The organism is Frankia sp. CeD, assembly GCF_000732115.1.
GTDB classification, from domain to species: domain Bacteria; phylum Actinomycetota; class Actinomycetes; order Frankiales; family Frankiaceae; genus Frankia; species Frankia casuarinae.
The window spans coordinates 94143-111724 of sequence record NZ_JPGU01000003.1 but is presented as its reverse complement, the minus strand read 5'-3'; the positions used below and the strand labels follow the sequence as shown (position 1 = coordinate 111724).

Annotated in this window: 12 protein-coding genes and 1 pseudogene (1 of these 13 only partly in view); 10 read left to right on the top strand and 3 right to left on the bottom strand. The window is 72.1% G+C overall.

Annotation, left to right across the window (positions count from 1 at the left end):
• The first annotated feature begins 897 nt into the window (after positions 1-897).
• From CED_RS03385 to CED_RS03375, 3 genes are all read left to right on the top strand, one after another.
• Positions 898-2319 carry a hypothetical protein gene (locus CED_RS03385; RefSeq protein WP_035729349.1) on the top strand — a complete coding sequence of 474 codons (1422 nt, stop codon included), beginning with the start codon at positions 898-900 and terminating at the stop codon, positions 2317-2319.
• Between the two features lie 35 nt (positions 2320-2354).
• Positions 2355-3299, top strand: a complete 945-nt coding sequence (locus CED_RS03380; protein WP_035908676.1) for a phosphotransferase — start codon at positions 2355-2357, stop codon at positions 3297-3299.
• 357 nt (positions 3300-3656) lie between these two features.
• A complete protein-coding gene (locus tag CED_RS03375) occupies positions 3657-5837 on the top strand; it encodes a MinD/ParA family protein (protein ID WP_051868645.1) in 2181 nt (726 codons plus the stop codon).
• A gap of 79 nt (positions 5838-5916) precedes the next feature.
• Here CED_RS03375 and CED_RS03370 read toward each other — a convergent pair whose 3' ends face one another.
• Together CED_RS03370 and CED_RS03365 are read right to left on the bottom strand one after the other, a co-directional pair.
• Complete coding sequence (locus CED_RS03370) at positions 5917-7197, bottom strand: geranylgeranyl reductase family protein (protein ID WP_035908599.1); 1281 nt, start codon at positions 7195-7197, stop codon at positions 5917-5919.
• A gap of 95 nt (positions 7198-7292) precedes the next feature.
• Entirely contained in the window at positions 7293-8465 is a 1173-nt protein-coding gene (locus CED_RS03365) for a DUF5926 family protein (protein ID WP_011438767.1), read from the bottom strand.
• 509 nt (positions 8466-8974) lie between these two features.
• Here CED_RS03365 and CED_RS03360 point away from each other — a divergent pair.
• The 4 genes from CED_RS03360 (at position 8975) to purL (ending at position 13799) form a co-directional block, all read left to right on the top strand.
• Positions 8975-9934 carry an NAD(P)/FAD-dependent oxidoreductase gene (locus CED_RS03360; protein ID WP_035908598.1) on the top strand — a complete coding sequence of 320 codons (960 nt, stop codon included), beginning with the start codon at positions 8975-8977 and terminating at the stop codon, positions 9932-9934.
• Between the two features lie 120 nt (positions 9935-10054).
• Positions 10055-10582, top strand: coding sequence for an ATP-binding protein (locus CED_RS03355; RefSeq protein ID WP_011438769.1), 528 nt, complete (start codon positions 10055-10057; stop codon positions 10580-10582).
• Between the two features lie 139 nt (positions 10583-10721).
• Positions 10722-11435: a phosphoribosylformylglycinamidine synthase subunit PurQ gene (gene purQ / locus CED_RS03350; RefSeq protein WP_011438770.1), complete on the top strand. Its 714-nt coding sequence runs from the start codon at positions 10722-10724 to the stop codon at positions 11433-11435.
• A 78-nt stretch (positions 11436-11513) separates the two neighbouring features.
• Positions 11514-13799, top strand: coding sequence for a phosphoribosylformylglycinamidine synthase subunit PurL (gene purL / locus CED_RS03345; RefSeq protein ID WP_035908597.1), 2286 nt, complete (start codon positions 11514-11516; stop codon positions 13797-13799).
• Positions 13800-13849: 50 nt separating this feature from the next.
• Here the strand turns inward: purL and CED_RS03340 are convergent, their stop codons facing one another.
• A complete protein-coding gene (locus CED_RS03340; protein ID WP_235186871.1) occupies positions 13850-14680 on the bottom strand; it encodes a DUF3027 domain-containing protein in 831 nt (276 codons plus the stop codon).
• 167 nt (positions 14681-14847) lie between these two features.
• Between CED_RS03340 and CED_RS03335 the strand changes: the two genes are divergently transcribed.
• From CED_RS03335 to mqnB, 3 genes and pseudogenes are all read left to right on the top strand, one after another.
• Complete coding sequence (locus CED_RS03335; protein WP_035908596.1) at positions 14848-16413, top strand: MFS transporter; 1566 nt, start codon at positions 14848-14850, stop codon at positions 16411-16413.
• Between the two features lie 105 nt (positions 16414-16518).
• Positions 16519-16968 carry a hypothetical protein gene (locus CED_RS03330; protein WP_035908595.1) on the top strand — a complete coding sequence of 150 codons (450 nt, stop codon included), beginning with the start codon at positions 16519-16521 and terminating at the stop codon, positions 16966-16968.
• Positions 16969-17259: 291 nt separating this feature from the next.
• A pseudogene (gene mqnB, locus CED_RS03325) lies at positions 17260-17582 on the top strand (futalosine hydrolase) (it continues 691 nt past the right edge of the window).

Sequence of the window (17582 nt, the reverse complement as noted above, 5' to 3'; positions counted from 1 at the left end):
CATCAGGCACGGCGCGCNGACCACGGCCGGCCTGGTCGACACCAGCTGCGCGACCTGCCGGCCGGAAAGCACGTCGGGGGGCCATCGACCACGATACCGAGGCTACCGATCCGAACGCGGGGATGGACGACCCGAACGCGGGGATGGACGACCCGAACGCGGGGATGGACGACCCGAACGCGGGGATGGACGACCCGAGCGCGGGGATGGACGCCGGCGCCGATCGGACCAACATCGGGTCCCCCAGCTTCACCTTTTCGGTAATCATGACAAGGTGTCATGATTACAAAGCTATTGCCGCCTCGTTCCCGTTCTGGAGCGAACCGGCGGCGGGCCGCATCCCGGCCTCCCTCGGCTCGTCGCCCGGGNCCCTCCCGGGCNGGGGCGATGATCCACAAGCCTGCGCCGCGCGATCCTGTCGGTCCTGCCAGCGCCCCCCTNCCTCANCCCGCCACCGCCGACCGGCGAGCTCCACCGCCGCATCGCACCGCCGCCGGCTTGCCCGCCAAACATGATCGGCAGAGGAAACCTCCGGGTAACACCACGCAGAGCCACGATGACAGGAACTTTGCGCACCAATAATCATCACCCTCCGGCGCAGCCTCCCTCCTACTATTGACAAAGCGAGACACAGGCCAGATCCGGTCGGACCAACCAGAGCGACCGGAACGACCGGCCGGCGGCAGCGAGGCCGTCGTACGACCGCCGGGAGACTTCGGCCGTTGATCGCTGGATCCGGCCGGACCGCCGTCAGGGAGGATGGCGGTCGCGGCACCGATGCGGGCGCGTGGTCTCACTGTGCGCCCCCGGTCGGTCGCTTCTCGCGGTGGGCTCTACCCCCACTACCTTGTCGTCACGGTCACGACCGTGGTGCTGTCTGAAGGAAGGACGCGCGGCATGCCGCAGTCGAGCGGATCTTCACCGACGCGCGGGCCCGACCCCGGGGCCTGGGTCCCGGCGAGCCGGGCGGCCCCTCTCCCACCCTGGTGGGCGACCACCGAGTCGATCGTCATCCCGCCGGCGCGCACCCCTCCGGACGACCACCCCGAGGACTACGAGCCGGCGCCACCGCCCCAGCCTTCGATGACGAAAGCCGCAACGAGCCCCACCGATGTGTCGCCGGCACCCGCGGGCACGCCATCCTTCGGCACTGTGAGCGAAGCACCATTCGGCGCTGTGAGCGGAGCGATCCCGGCGCAGCCGACACCGTCGTCGGCCCCCCACACCACACGCCTCGGCGCCCCGGCCCCCGGTGCCTCGGACCGCAGGCAGTTCCATCGCTATGCGGGAGCGGCGGTCATGACCGCGATCCTCGCCGAGGGACAGATCATGGAGGTCTCGGACGTCCTCGCGGCCAGTCCGATCCAGCTCGCCCTGGAACGCGCCGACGATCTGCTCGACGACCTCCTCGACGCGCACGAGGCGNCCCCNCCCGCGCACATCCTGGCCCAGACCGAGCGGTTGCGCCGCGGCCTGGAGCGACTCAGCCGGCGGTCCATCCCCGCCGGCGACGCCCACCGGCGCGACGTGCTGCGGGGGCGGGTCGCCGTGCTGGGTGCGGATGCGGCCTTCAAACTCGGTGACATCGAGACCGCGCGGTCGCTGACGTCGCTCGGGTTCCAGGCGGGGCGCTCGGTGGGTGAGGGTGCGCTTCGCGGTTCGGCCCGGGAAGTCGCGGCCGTCAACGAGTTCTACGCCGGCCGGCCCGACGAGGCGCTCCGCCTTGCCCGGGACGGGCTGACCCACGTCAGTGGCGGTGCCGTGCGGGCCCGACTTGTCTGCCAGGAGGCGCGTGCCCTCGCCGCCCTCGGTGACGTGCGGGGCGCGGCCCAGGCCCTGGACCGGGCGTACGACCTGGCGGACGCCATCCCGGCGGACCAGTGGGGCCGTCCCGGTCCGAGTTTCGACCAGTTCAATCCGGTCGAGGTGCCCTACAACGCCACGACGGCCCTGTGTCTACTCGGCCGACCACAGGCCGCCCAGGAACACGCGGATCTCGCCCTGCCGAAGCTGGACGGGATGAACGCCCCGGGATTCCGGTCGGTGATCCGCCTCGATCTCGCCCTGGCGCTGGCCCGGCAGGGTCGCCTGGAACTCGACCAGGTCTGCGCCCTGGCCACCGAGGCGATCCAGATCTCCTGGGGGCGAACCGTGGCCTCCGTCTCGGGACGCGCGGATCAGCTGCTCGCGGCCACCCGGCCGCACAGCGAGGTGCGCCAGGTGCGGGACCTCGCGGTACTCATCCGGGAGTGGCAACGCTCCGCGGCGCGGCAGCGGCCCGGCGGGCGCGCGGTTCCCGTGCCGAGCTCGCCGGTCTGACGCCGGCCACCGTACGAGGACCGTGCGAGGGCGCAGTGGCCGACGGCGGGCNCCCTCCGGCGGGCTCGCCGGACCACGCGCGGTTCACCGCGGAGCGGACCCGCCGCGCCCTCGGTGCGATCTGCGCCGAGGCCGGCCTGGACGACTCGGATGCCATGCTGATCAAGAGAACCGTGAACGCGGTGTACCGGCTGCCACGGGCCGGCGCGGTTGTCCGGATCATCGGATCGGCCGCGATGGCGCATCGGGTGAACAAGGTGGTCCGGGTGGCCCGCTGGCTGGCGGAGAACCACGTCCCGGCCGTCCGGCTGCTCCCCGGCGTGCCGGCCCCGGTCACGGCGGCCGGCTTCCTCGCGACGGTCTGGGCCGACGCGACGCCACCCGGCACCCCGCCCGGCGGTCCGGCACCGGACACCGCGGAGCTGGCCGGCGCGCTGCGCGGTCTGCACNCCCTGGCGCCGCCGGAACCGCCGCTGCCATGCTGGGATCCCCTCGACGACGTCCGCCGGCGATTATCCGACGCCGAGGCGCTCCCCGGGCCCGACCGCCGTTTCCTGGAGAAGATGACCGGCCGGATCGCGGCGGCTCTGCCCACCATCCGCTACGCGCTGCCGCGGGTCGTCATACATGGGGACGCGCATCTGGCGAACCTCGTGCGGGCCGCGGACGGCCGCGCGCTGCTCTGCGACTTCGACGCCACCTGCCTGGGGCCGGCGGAATGGGACCTGATTCCTGTGGCGGTCGGCCGGCTACGCTTCGGTCATGATCCTCAGGCCCACCTCGATCTGGCCCGGGGCTACGACTTCGACGTCACCACCTGGGACGGGTTCGCCGTCCTGCGGGCGGTCCGGGAACTGAAGCTGGTGACGAGCGTGGTGCCGATCCTGGGGAGCAGCGCGACGGTGGCCGCCCAGTTCCGGGTCAGGATCGACAGCCTGCGCTCCGGCGACACCGGCGTCCGCTGGTCCCCCTACCGTTGACGCCTCCCTCATCACCCTCGCTGTCAGGGCCCCCGGGGAGGAGACGCCCCCGGGGAGGAGACGCCCCCGGGGCCGGCACCACACGAGGCACACCGTTTCCACCGGCCGGGCCGTGCGGTCCACGGAACCACATGTCATTCTGGTCAGACCTGTCGGGCCGGTCCGGCGGGTCACGTCCACGTGCCGGACGCTCGGCTCCGAACGCGGGCTACCGGGGACCGCTGTCCTGGGCGTGGTCGTCAGATCACCCCGGCCTCATGGCTTGGGTCGCCCAAACGGAGGGGAGGCCCTTGAACACGACGGAGGGAATGCCCGCCCCGGGGATCAACCAGGTGGTGTGCTGCCCGGAGAACAATCATGAACGATGATCCCCGGGAGATCGGCGCCATCCGGGTCGGCGATGCCGGAGATCGGGACCCCGCGAATCCCGGGCCGCGGGAGCGTGGCGGGCGCGTCGGGTCCCCGCCGCCGACCACCGAGCAGCCGTCCCGTTCGGCGAGCCGACTGCCGGCAGTGACGGACACCGACCGGTCGTCCCCCGACCGGTCGTCCCCCGACCGAGCCGACCCGGATCACTGGCAGACCGGTCCGGCGCAGCCGCGCTCCGCCGGTGCCGCCGGTTGGACGGTCGACGGCCCCTACCGCCCCGAGCCGGCGGCATCCGTCTTCCGGCCGAGCACCGCCGCCCCGGCGGCGTCCCCTGCCGTCTCCGACACCTGGCCGTCGATGCGCCGCGTTGATCCGATGTCGGCCACGGGCTCCGAGGCAGCGGGTTCCTACCCGGCTGGCCCGGCTGGCTGGACCGATCGGGGCACGCCCGGGTCCGCGGCCATGAACCGTCGAGGCACGGAGAGTGCCAACGGCAACGGCAGGATGCTGCCGATCGAGACCCGCACCTTCGATCCGCTGCTCGACCAGTTCCCACCGAATCCGGGCGGAGCGTTCGGTCAGGCGTACCCGCCGCCCCCGCCGGGGGAGACCCGGGCCTGGCGGGGCGATCCGCTGAACCCGCCACCGCTGAACCCGCCACCGTCCGACCCGTACGCCCAGTCCCCGCCACCGGGCCCGCCGCTGAACCCGCCACCGTCCGACCCGTACGCCCAGTCCCCGCCACCGGCCCCGCGGGACGAGCGCCATGATCCGTGGCGGAGCACGCCGCCGGTGGCGGCGGCGAACTCGTCCGCGCTGGAGGAGACCGCCGCGATGAGACGAGCGGACTTCGACTCCGCCGCTCCCCGGCCGTACGGCGAGATGGATGGGCGATACGAGACCTATCGACCGTCAACCGAGTATCCCGCGCCGCCGCCGCCCGACCGGTCGAGAACCGGAAGTAAGGCGGCCGGCGGCCCGTACACCGGCCCGGCCCGCACGCCCACCGAAGCCGGCCGCATCCCCTCCTGGCTACGCGATCCCGAGCCGGCCGGGTNGCCCGGCGGACCGGCCGGGATCGGGCGGCACCGCGATCCGAACCGCGGCGATCAGGCCCACGACGGCCGGGCCCACGACGAATCGTTCCGGACGGAGCACGACCCATCGGCCGCGGCCGGCCGGCGTCGGGCCGGTGGCCCGGTGGGACCGGGTTCCCGGGAGACGGGAAACGGCCGGGCGGGGCTCGCCACCAGCGCACTGCTGCCCGCTCCCCCGGAGACGGCGTCCCGCGGCTGGCGCAGGCTCGTTTACCAGGTCTCGGCGGGCGCGGNGAANCCCNGTCCGTCCCCCGACGAGGNTCGCGACCGCCGGCTCCTCGCGCGCATCCGGAACCCGCTGCACGACTGTCACCGCATCGCGGTGATGTCCCTCAAGGGCGGCGTCGGCAAGACCACGACGACGGTGGCGGTCGGTTCCACGCTGGCCAGCCTGCGCGATGACCGGGTGGTGGCGATCGACGCGAATCCGGACCGTGGCACCTTGGGTTCCAGGGTGCCACGCACCTCCGCCCACACGGTGCGCGAACTGCTGGAGGACGCTCCGCGTCTGCACCGGTACGTGGACGTCCGCAGGTACCTGTCACAGGCCGACTCGAGGCTGGAGGTGCTGGCGTCGGCCAACGATCCGGAGCTGTCGGACACCTTCGGGGACGCCGACTACCGGGCAGCCGACGATCTGCTGCAACGGCACTACTCGATCCTGTTGACCGATTGTGGGACGGGCATCCTGCACAGTGCGATGCATGGGGTGCTGGAGCTAGCCGACACGCTGGTGATCGTGAGCAGCGCCAGCGCCGACGGCGGGTCCAGCGCGAGCGCCACCCTCGACTGGTTGGACGCGCACGGCTACTCCGACCATGTCCGCGAGGCGGTCGCCGTGATCTCGATGTTCCCCGTCCAGGGCGAGCGGGTCGACGTCGACACGCTGGAACGGCATTTTGAAGCCCGGACGCGACGGGTGGTCCGGGTCCCGTTCGACCCGCATCTGGCCGACGGGGGACGGATCGTGCTGTCGAACCTGAAACGGGAGACGCGGGCGGCCTATCGGGAGATCGCCGGCGCGGTAGCCGAACGCTTCGGCGAGGAACGCCGCGGCTACCCGGGCGGCTGACGCCGCTGACACCGCCGGCTGCCTCAGCAGTTCAGTGGCTCAGCAGCTCAGCAGCTCAGCAGCTCAGTGCCTCAGTGCCTCAGTGCCTCAGTGCCGCCACCGCCGCCCGCACGCCGGGACGACGCAGTTGCCGGGCGATGGTGGTCCGTCCCTCGATGAGCCGGGTGAACAGCCCGAAGGTGCCCGGAGCCGCCATGACCGTGTGCATCGCGCCCGGCCGGCGGGTGAACGCGGCCAGGACCTCTCGTCCCGCCGCCATCTCGGGGCCCAGGATCGCCTCGACGCGCGCGGGATAGGCCGCCAAGGCGTCGAGCGCCGTGGCGCCCGGGCCAGTGGGCCTTGTATCCGTTACCCCCCCGGCCCGGGTCACGCCCGCCCTCGCGCGACCGACGCCCACACTCGCCGCGGCGGCCGCCTCCCCGGCGAGCCGACCCGACCGTAATGCGAACGAGATGCCTTCGCGTGTCCACGGATCCAGGAGCCCGGCCGCGNCCCCCGCGACCAACNCCCGGCCCCGCCGCAGCGGGGAGGCGACGGCCCGCACCCGGGTGAGATGTCCGGAGTCATGCTGGCGCGGCAGGTCGGTGAGCCCGAGACGGTCGACGAACCGGGTGTAATAGGCGCGCAGCGCGGCGCCCTCGGCACGATCACCGATCACGCCGACCGTGAGCACCCGTCCCTTGGGGAACACCCACCCGTAGGAACCCGGCACCGGCCCCCAGTCGATGAGCATGCGTCCGGCCCATCGCGCGGCACGCGCCGGGTCGGCGACAAACTCGCCCTCCAGGCCGACGTCGACCTGGTCACAGCGGACACCGACATAGGTGCCGCAACGACCCGAGGTGCCGTCCGCACCCACCACCACCCGAGCGCGCAGGTCCGCCCCCGCACGCAGACGCACGGTCACCCAACCGTCGTCCTGATCCCCGGCGTCCTCGGCGATCCCGGTCCCGCCCGGCCCGCTCTCGGTCAGCCCCACCACGTGCGCACCGGTCCGCACGGTCGCGCCGGCCGCGGCCGCCGCGGCCAGGAGAGCGGCGTCCAGATCGGATCGCATCACCATCGACATCCAGGGACGGCCGCCGGACCGGCCGCGGGTGACCTCGAAGCGGCCGTCCCAGGTCATCGTCAGGGAGCTGACGCTGGCTCGAACCAGACCGGCCAGTTCGATGCCGAGATGATCCGCCGAAAGGCCGACCAGGCCGCCACCGCAGGTCTTGTAACGAGGTACCGCCGAGCGTTCGAGCACGCACACCCGGGCCCCGGCGTTCGCCGCCGCCCGCGCCGCGCTGCCACCGGCCGGACCCGCCCCGACGACAATGACGTCAAAGGTGTTCTCCGGGTCGTCAACCCTGCTCACAGCGCTCCATCCTCCCGACACCGCACCCCGCCCAGGCAGCGCACCCCGCCCAGGCAGCGCACCCCGCCCAGGCAGCGCGGTCTGCGCCGATGCCGTCAGCGCAGGGTGAGGCTGCGTCCAACAAGACCCGCCCGCACCCGGCGTTCGTGCGCGGTCAGTGCCGTGGTGTCGGCCAGTGCCCTCTGGTAGGCCACCCGCAGCGCGGCGGCCGGCTCCTCACAGCTACCCGCCTCGCTTCCGGGCGCGAGATCCCAGACGGGCACGACGAGCCCGGCGGCGCGGAAGAACCCGATGAACCTGGAGCCCTCCCCCACCGTGAGACGTTCGGCCGCGGCCAGGCGAGCCAGCGCATCCAGCAACGCCTCCTCGGTGGGGGCGACGTCGGCGCCCGCGCCGATGGGAGCGACCGCCTCGGCCTCGGAGTCGGTGCCCGCCGCAGCACCCGCCGCACCCGGCCAGGCCAGCGGAAGCGCCCACCGCAGGTGCCAGCGGTCACCGGGATGGCACCAGTAGGCGGCCGGCACCGAGGTGAGCCGTACGGTGGGCACCACGGTGGCGTTGGCGCGCTCCAGCATCACCGCCACCTCCGGGTTCGGACCGCTCTCCTCGTCGGACGGTGGCAGCCACCATCCGAATCCGGAATGAACGGTGATGTCCAGGGGCGCCGGGTCCAGCAGGTCGGTGAGCCGGGGCAACCCGGCGAGTCCCGCGGGCAGTTGTTCCACGAGGCGCGGCGCGGAGGCGGGCGGGATGTCGATCGCACTCCCCGGCTCGGCGGCGAGTGCGGCGAGCAGGGCACCGGCGACGTCCCGCGATACGTCCAGACCCGGAAGGGCGATCTGCAGGGCGACCAGGATTTCGCCGTCCTCGCGTACCAGGGCGGGGGCGGCCTGCGGCAGCATCGTGCAGAGCGTGATGCGCCGGTCGGCGTGCTCGGGATGGTCGGCGAGGTAGGCCGCCGCCAGGGCCAGCGGCGCGGTGGCGCTGGGCACCAGCTCCCGCAGGGCGACCAGGTCCGGCTCGTCGCGGCGGCCCGCGAACGGGCGCAGCACGGGAGCCGGCCGGTTCCGCTCGCCGTGGCACGCCTTGTAACGACGGCCCGACCCGCAGGGACAGGGTTCCCGCGGTCCGACGGCGGGGATGGCACCATCGGATCCGTGGACGGACGGGCGGCGACGGCTCCGTGCGGCTCCCCCGCCAGAGCCGGGCGTGGCGACTCGTGCCGGGCGGGTGCCGGGACGCTGGGGTGCGGGTCGGCGAGCGATCACGACCTCCTGAGGTAGAGACCGTCACGCGCGGTCATGGACTTCCTGCGGGTAAGGCTAAGCCATGCTCGGCGGATGATGAGGGTACCGGGTGGCGGCCGTGGCCGTGGCAAACACCACCGATCCCGTCGCGGGAGCGGGCTGACGGAGGGCCGACAGCCGACAGATCCGGTCAACGACAGACCCGGTCGACGACAGACCCGGTCAACGACAGATGCATCCCCGGTATCTCGGGCGCCCGTTCAGGGATAACCCTCTTCCGCGGCAGGGACTATCCCGTCGCTGCGAAAGCATCACCACGGATACCGCACGCGGACCCCTCCTCAATGGGCACGATGAACACAGCCGTTCGGCGGACGGGCACTGGCGGGACTGATGGCGAGCATCATCAACGCTCGTCCGCAAGCCACCGTCACCGTGGCGACACATCCAGGAGGGCGACGCCGCGGGAACCGGTGAAAGGCCAATCGGCATGCGGCGCCCGCGGCATTCATCTCGATATAGGGGGATCGGTGGCGAAGGTCGTCGTCGCCGGCGGGGGCATTGCTGGGNTCGCCTGCGCCAGCGCACTGCTAGCCGAGGGAATCACCGTGGATGTCCGTGACCGGGGCCGCGTGATCGGCGGACGGATGGCCTCACGGTGGATAGACGGGCGCATCGTGGACTCCGGCGCGTCGTACTTCACCGCCACCTCGCCGGAGTTCCGCGAAGTCGTGGACGATTGGTTCATCCGTGGCCTGGTACGCCCCTGGACGCACCGAATGTCGGTAATCAGTGGGCCGACCGCCACCCTGGCCGAGCCGCGTTCCGGCCCGCTGCGGTACGCCGCCCCGCGCGGGCTGCGTTCCCTGGTCGCCGACCTCGCCTCCCGAGCCGGGGTGCAGGTCACGCAGTCCACACCGATCCGCCGGGTCACCCCGGGTCCCCGCGTTGACGACGAGGCCGCCGACGCGGTGGTCCTCGCGATGCCCGACCCGCAGGCGCTGCGCCATCTCGACCCGGCCTGCACCGAGGAGCGGGCGCAGCTCGCCGGCCGACCCTGGTCGCCGGTGCTGGCGCTGCTCGCCGGCTGGCCCTACCGGTGCTGGGCACCGATCGACGGAGCCTTCGTCCACGACGACGATACGATTGCCTGGATCGCCGACGACGGTCGTCGCCGGGGTGACAATGCCGCCGTCCTGGTCGCCCACTCGACGCCGGATTTCGCGCGGCCGCGGCTGGCCGACCCCGCGGCGGCCGGGCCCGATCTCGTCGCGGCGCTACGGCGCCTGCTCACCATCACGATGCAACCCAGTTGGACGTATGTGCAAAAGTGGACCTTCGCTCGCCCGGACCGTCCGCACGAACAGCCGTACTACCTGTCCAGCAGTGGGATCGGGCTCGCCGGCGACGGCTGGGGAACACCGAAGATCGAGAGTGCCTGGCGCTCGGGCACCGAGCTGGGCCGGGCCCTTGCCGCCCGATTGAGATAACCGATTGCGACAACCTATCGCAATAACCGATTACGATGACCGATGACATGTGACCGGATCGAGCCTGTGTCGGCGTAGGTCGTTCGGTTGACGATGCGTGACGCGGGTACACCCTCCGACATGGAGATCAAAGTAAGCCTGTCGTTGCCCCACGATGAGATCTCCATACCCGTGATTCGACGTATCTGTACGCAGTCCCTGAAAGTCCTGGGCGTCAATAAAGAATGCATTGACGATGTTGAAATCGCCTTGACCGAAGCGTGCGACAACGTTCTTCTACATGCTCATGCCGGCGACGAGTACGAGGTTTTTGTGGGAGTGGACAACGAAGTCGCTGTCATCGAGGTGAGCGATCGCGGCGACGGTTTCGACAGCGCGGATGAGCTCGATCGGACAGCCCGCCAGAATGGCGATTCCCCCAGGCCGGATAATGTTCCCGAGCAAGGCCGCGGCATCTTTCTCATGCGCGCTCTGATGGACCGGGTGCAGTTCCACCAGGTGGACAGCCCCCATCGGGGCACCCGCGTGCATCTGGAAAAGACTCTCACCTGGGAGGAGAGCGCTCCCGGGGCGCGGCTGAGCCGGGCGCGGACGGGGCTCCGGCCCGCTTCCCGCCCGGAGGTGGCCGAGGGCATCCATCCGGTCTGACGTCTCCCGCCGNNCNCCNTCNCCCGCCGNCCNCCGTCNCCCGCCGTCCCCCGCCGCTCCCTTCGTCGATCGGCCGCCCCACGATTCGACCGGCTACGCTGACGGGAGTGGACTCCGAGGAATCTGGGCGGGTATCGCGATGGGTGTGGTAATGACTGAGGCGGACTCGCCGGCCCGGATCGGGATCGTCACCTTCCCCGGCTCCCTCGATGACCAGGACACGGCGCTCGCGGTGCGGGCCGCCGGTGCCGAACCGGTCTCCCTCTGGCATGGCGACAGCGATCTCGCCGGCGTTGACGCCGTCATCCTGCCCGGCGGATTCTCCTACGGTGACTACCTGCGTGCCGGTGCGATAGCCCGGTTCTCGCCCATGGTGGCGGCCCTCGTCCCGGCGGCCCGCGCGGGCCTGCCGATTCTCGGCATCTGCAACGGGTTTCAGGTGCTCTGCGAGGCCGGCCTGCTCCCCGGGGCACTGACCCGCAACGTGGGACTGCACTTCGTCTGCCGCGACCAGCGGTTGCGGGTCGAGGCGCCGGGCACTGCCTGGACCCGCGGCTACCAGGACGGCGAGGAGATCGTCATCCCGGTGAAGCACGGGGATGGCCGCTATGTTGCGGCCCCGGACGTGCTCGCCGAACTCGAGGCGGCCGGGCGGGTTGTGGTGCGCTACGTCGGCGGGAATCCCAACGGGTCGGCGGCCGACATCGCCGGGATCTGTAACGAGAGCCGGACGATCGTGGGCCTGATGCCGCATCCCGAGCATGCTGTCGACGACCTCACCGGCCCCGGGGTCGACGGGCTTCGCATGTTCACCTCGGTGCTGTCCGGCTTTTTGTCGGCTTTTTCCTCTTAAAGAAGGATTTTTGGTTACGAAGGGGTCTCCTGGCCCACCCGGGCGCCCGGACCAGGGGATATCGGCGAGGATGGGAGGGTGACCGGCAACCCCGCCGCCCCCGCGGCCACCTCCGTGAGTCCCCCCGCCGAGCAGCCCTACCAGGAGCTGGGGCTCACCGACGACGAGTACGCCCGGATCATCGCGACCCTCGGTCGCCGGCCCAGCGACGCCGAACTCGCGATGTACTCGGTGATGTGGAGCGAGCACTGCTCCTACAAGTCCTCCAAGGTGCATCTGCGGCAGTTCCGGGACACCCCGTTGACGGACCGGCTGCTGGTGGGCATGGGGGAGAACGCGGGCGTCGTCGACGTCGGCGAGGGGCTGGCGGTCACCTTCAAGATCGAGTCGCACAACCACCCCAGCTTCGTCGAGCCGTACCAGGGGGCCGCGACGGGTGTAGGCGGCATCGTCCGTGACATCCTGACCATGGGGGCCCGCCCGATCGGCGTGCTCGACCCGCTGCGCTTCGGCGAGGCCGACGCGGCGGACACCGCCCGGGTCCTGCCCGGGGTCGTCNCCGGCATCGGTGGCTACGGCAACTGCCTCGGCCTGCCCACCATCGGCGGCGAGGTCGTCTTCGACCCGACCTACGCGGGTAACCCGCTGGTCAACGCCCTGTGCGTCGGGGTCATGCCGGTCGATCGGGTGCAGACGTCGGCGGCGACCGGGGTCGGCAACGCCGTCGTCCTGCTCGGCGCCAAGACCGGCCGGGACGGCATCGGCGGCGTCTCGATACTGGCGTCGGCAACCTTCGACGAGGGCGGCGGCCCGGCCCGGCGACCCTCGGTGCAGGTCGGCGACCCGTTCACCGAGAAGATCCTGATCGAGACCTGCCTGGAGCTGTTCGACCGCAAGCTCGTCACCGGCATCCAGGATCTCGGCGGCGCCGGGCTGACCTGCGCGCTGACCGAGACCACCGCCGCGGGCATCGCCACCGGCCAGCCCGGCGGCATGGAGGTCGACCTCGACCTCGTGCCCCTGCGCGAGGCGTCGATGGCGGCGCACGAGGTCCTCGCGAGCGAGTCCCAGGAGCGCATGCTGGCGATCGTCACGCCCGAGGCGCTGCCCGAGGTTCTCGCCCTCGCCGAGCGCTGGGGTGTGCTCGCGACCAGGATCGGCACCGTCACCAACAGCGGTCGGCTGACCGTACGCTGGCACGGCGAGGTCGTCGTCGACGTTCCGCCCGGATCACTCGCCGACGATGGCCCGGTCTACGAGCGCCCCCTGCGCCGCCCGGTCGACTTCGACCTGGTCCGGGCGGACGCACCCACGCCCGCCCGGCTCGCCCGNCCACGGACCGGGCCGGAGCTGCGGGAGACCCTGCTGCGGCTGGTCGCCTCCCCGAACCTGTGCTCGCGGGCCTGGGTGACCGACCAGTACGACCGGTACGTGCAGGCGGGCACCGTGCTCGCCCAGCCGGAAGATGCGGGCGTGCTTCGGCTGTCGGCGGCCACCGGCCTGGGGATCGCGCTCGCCACCGACGGCAACGGACGGTACGCACGGCTCGACCCGTTCGCCGGCACCCAGCTCGCCCTGGCGGAGGCGTGCCGCAACGTGGCCGTCGCCGGATCGGTGCCGATCGCGGTGACGAACTGCCTGAACTTCGGCTCCCCAGAGGACCCCGAGGTGATGTGGNAGTTCGCCCAGGCGTGCGCGGGCCTCGCCGAGGGCTGCCGGCGGCTCGGCCTCCCGGTGACGGGCGGCAACGTCTCGTTCTACAACCAGACCGGCTCGACGCCGATCCATCCGACCCCGGTGATCGGGGTGCTCGGCCTGTTCGACGACGTCACGCGCCGGACGCCCATCGGCTTCGCCGAGGAGGGGGACGTCCTGATCCTGCTCGGCGAGACCGCCGACGAATTCGGCGGCTCGGAGTGGGCGTGGGTGACGCATCGCCATCTCGGCGGCGAGCCGCCGGCCGTCGACTTCGCCCGGGAGAAGCTACTCGGCGAGATCCTCGTCGCCGGTTCCCGCGACGGCATGCTCACCGCCGCGCACGACCTCTCCGACGGTGGGCTCGCCCAGGCGCTCGTCGAGTCGTGCCTGCGCGGCGGGCACGGCGCCCGGATCATCCTGCCGGCCGGATCGGACCCGTTCGTCGAGCTGTTCAGCGAGTCGGCCGGCCGCGCCGTCGTCGCGGTGCCCCGCGCGGAGGAACTGCGCTTCACCGACATGTGCGAGGTGCGGGGCCTGCCGTGGCGGCGTGTCGGTGTCGTCGACGGGGACACCCTCGACGTACAGGACGCCTTCACCGTCGGCCTCGACGAGCTGCGCGCGGCGCACGAGGGAACGCTGCCGGCACTGTTCGGCCGGCTCACCTAGACACGAGTACGTCCGGATAAATCCGAGTAAGTCCCGGCAGGCGAGGCCGGTCAGGAGTGGCCGTAGGGCTCCGGTCCCGGGCCGTCCGCGGTCTCGCCCGCCCCGTTGTCGTCCACCGAACCCGGCGGATGGGCGGCCACACCCACCAGCTCGACGTCGATCGGCTCCAGGTCGGAGGGGTCCTCGTCGAACAGGACGGGTTCGGGATGCGCCGAAGGAGCCACCAGTGCCTCCGAGTGCGCCCCACAGCCGTGGTCGATCGACGTGACCCGGCCGTCGTCCGGTGCGAGCTCGTTGGCGCAGACGCCGAACATCCGGCCGAGCGCACCCGCGAGCCGCACGTGGAATCCGCAGGTCAGGCAGGATGCGGGCGCCACCTTCGCGATGGATGCGTCCGGGCCGGCGGGACCCGCGTACCAGCGTTCGACCGCCTCCTCCCGCCCGGTCACGGACAGCACCCGGGCCCGCCCCAGACCGAGCTCAAGGAAGACGTCGGTGTCGACGAACTCCTCGGCGTCCTCTGTGCGCAGCGCGAGCCGAGGATCGTCGATGGCGGTCGGCAGCAGGTCCCCGATCCCGACGTCGCCCGGCCGCAGCCGCTCCGACCAGGGGACCCACGGGGGCGCCAGCATGGCCCCGTCCCCGGGCATCAACACGACGTCGTCGACCGTCGCCTTGCGCACCCGCGCGGCCCGGGTAACGATCNCTGTCCAGACCCAGCCGGGATAGGCCCGCGCCAGGCAGGCGAACCGGTGCAGGACGAGGCGGTCCCCCTCGCTCTCGACGCCGAGATGCGCACCGACCTCCGCCGCGGACCCCGCCTCCTCGACGGCAGCCTGCCGGGCCAGGTCGACGGCGGCCGCACAGGTCGGATCGGCCACGGGTTCCCGCCCGGACCGGACCGTCCTACGAACATCGGGAGCATCCACGGGAAGTATTCTCACCCACGAACCCATCCACCGCCCGACGTNGTCGTAGTGGCGCAGGTCCAGGACGGCGCCGCGCCGGTCCAGGACGGCGCCGGTCCAGGACGAGGACACTGGGCAGGGTGAACCTGGGCAGCACAGTGGTGAACAGCCTGCGCCGGCTGCGGGCGAGTGTGCGCGGCAATGACGCCGACCGGTCGGGGCTGTCGTCGCTGACGGAGCTGTCGTTCGTCAACGCCGCCGGGGACGCGCTGGTGACCGTCGCGTTGGCGGGTTCGCTGTTCTTCGCCGTCCCGTCCGGCGAGGCCCGGTCGAAGGTCGCCCTCTACCTACTGGTCACCATGGTGCCGTTCGCCCTGCTGGCGCCGGTCATCGGTCCACTGCTGGACCGGGTGGCCTACGGTCGGCGGACGGCGCTCGCCGCCATCTGCCTGGGCCGCGGGCTGCTGGCGTGGCAGCTCGCGGGGGCACTCGACGGGCTGGCCGTCTNCCCCCTCGCGCTCGGCCTGCTCGTGCTCTCCCGCGGGTTCGGCGTCGCGCGCAGCGCCGTCATTCCCCGGGTGGCCCCGGCGGAACTCACGCTCGTCACGATCAACTCACGGATCTCGCTGGTAAACATCGTCGCCGGGGCGGTCGTGGCACCCGTCGGGCTGGGCATCGCCAACATCCCTTTCGTCGGCTATCCCTGGGTGTTGCGAATCTGTGCCCTCGTCTACATGGCCGGGGTCCTACTGGCGTTCAACCTGCCCGGGCACGTCGACTCCGCCGCCGGTGAGCAGCCGCTGCGCGGCCCGCTTCCCTCAAGCGTGGCCCGGCGCGGCGTCGGGGCGCGGATCCGGGCGTTCCTCGGCACGCTGCCGGTGGCGCTGCGCGCCGCCCTGGTGCTACGCAGTCTGGTCGGCTTCCTGACGTTCTATCTGGCGTTCCTCCTGCGCACCAACGGCGGGAACAACCTGTGGCTGGGNGGGCTCGCGGTCTGCGCGGGCGCCGGCAGCGGCCTGGGAGNCTTCATCGGCGGCCGGCTCGGCCGGCGCCGTCCCGAGGGCATCCTCATGCTCGCGCTGGTGTTGGCGGCAGGGGGATGCCTCGGTGCGGCGATCACCTACACCAAGTTCACCTCGCTGGTCGCCGCGCTGCTGGCGTCCATGGCGGGGTCGATGGGGAAGCTGGCGCTGGACGCGATCATCCAGCGGGACNTCCCGGAGACCACCCGCAACTCCGCGTTCGCCCGCTCTGAGACCGGTCTGCAGCTGGCCTGGGTCGCCGGCGGGGGCCTCGGACTGATCGAGATGCCCGGGACGGTCGGCTTCGCGGTGGCCGCGGCGGCGATGGGGATCACGTTGTTCGTGGAGGCCGGCGCGCTGCGTCGGTCCCGGCTGGCCGCCCGCACCCAGTTCCGCGCGGACACCCGCAACCGCCCACCCGCCCACAACGATCCGGACACAACGAAACCACTCGGTCACCCAGGGGTTCCCCCGCAGGCACCCATGCCCCCGCCGATACCGATGCCCACACCGACACCCATGCCCCCGTCGGCCCACGCGACCGCGTCAACGCCGCTGCCACCGGCCGACCCGTGGCGGCAGGCCCCACTCCCCATTCCGGCGACGCTCCAGGATCCGACCGGTCCGACCCGGCCTGACCGCCGACGAACGGCCCGCGGCCTCCGATGGCGGCGCCGGAACTGATCCGGCACGCCAGCGACNTGACCCGGGCCACCGTGCCCACCGGCCAGCGGCTGAAGGCCCTGACGGCGAGCGACGCCACCGCACGGGCGGCGATACCCTCCGACCGTGCGCACGCCCCACCTCCTCCGCCGTCTCCCGTTCCGGCGGCTCGCCGCGGCTCTCGCCGCCGCGGTCGTCGTCGGCCTCGGCCTGAGCGGCTGCGAGCGACCGACTCCCCTGGTGACCATGGAGTCCGGGGGACACTTCGTGCGGACGAACGCCGCGCAGTACGAGCGGGACGGAACGGTGATCCAGAAATCGGTATCACCGCCGCACATCACGGTCAGGCCCGGAAGCGCCATCAACATCGANGTGCCGACGTCGGTCGCCGACCGCGGCTACTTCCTCGTCCTGGGCAGGGAGCGGGTGACCGACAAGATCAGCGAGACGCACTACCGGTACGTTCCCGCCAAGAACACGCCTGCCCTGCTCGTGGTGTTCGCGCTTCCCGAGGCGGGCAGCTCCAGCGACCAGGCGTCGGGAAGCTGGCCGTTCCTGGTCACCTTCAAGCCCTGACCCGCCGCCGGCCACTCCGCCGCCGGCCACTCCGCCGCCGGACCGGAACCAACGACCCGCGCACACCAGCCCCCGAACGGGGATACACCGTGCGCGCAGCGTGCCACACCTCCCCACCGGGACCACGCAGCGTCGTCCGCGATGCTAAGGTCCGGCAACAAGTCCGATTTGCACCCCATCGAAAATCCCGCGCTGTTACCCAGCCGTCCGGTGCGGTGGTGTTCGGGTGAATCGACCGACAGCATGCGACAACAGACGAGGACGTCCCCAGATCATGATCCGGACCTGATCGTGAGCCGTACCCTGATCGTGACCGCGGTGACCGCCGAAGCGGACGCGGTGTGTGCCGGCCTGATGGGCAGCTGGTCGAGCGGTCGGACCAGAACCCCCGTCGGACCGGGCAGCCTGGTGTCCCCCGAATGGGACCGCCAGCTTCTCACCACCTCCACCCTGGGCCCCTACGTGGGCCGGCGACGCGGACCGGTGACGGTGCTCGCGGCGGGCACCNGCGGCCCNGCCGCGGCGGCGGGCACCGCGGTGGCATTGTCGGTGGCGAGCGCGGCGGGGCAGCCGTTCAGCCTGGTGGTGGCGATGGGGATCGGCGGTGGGNTNNG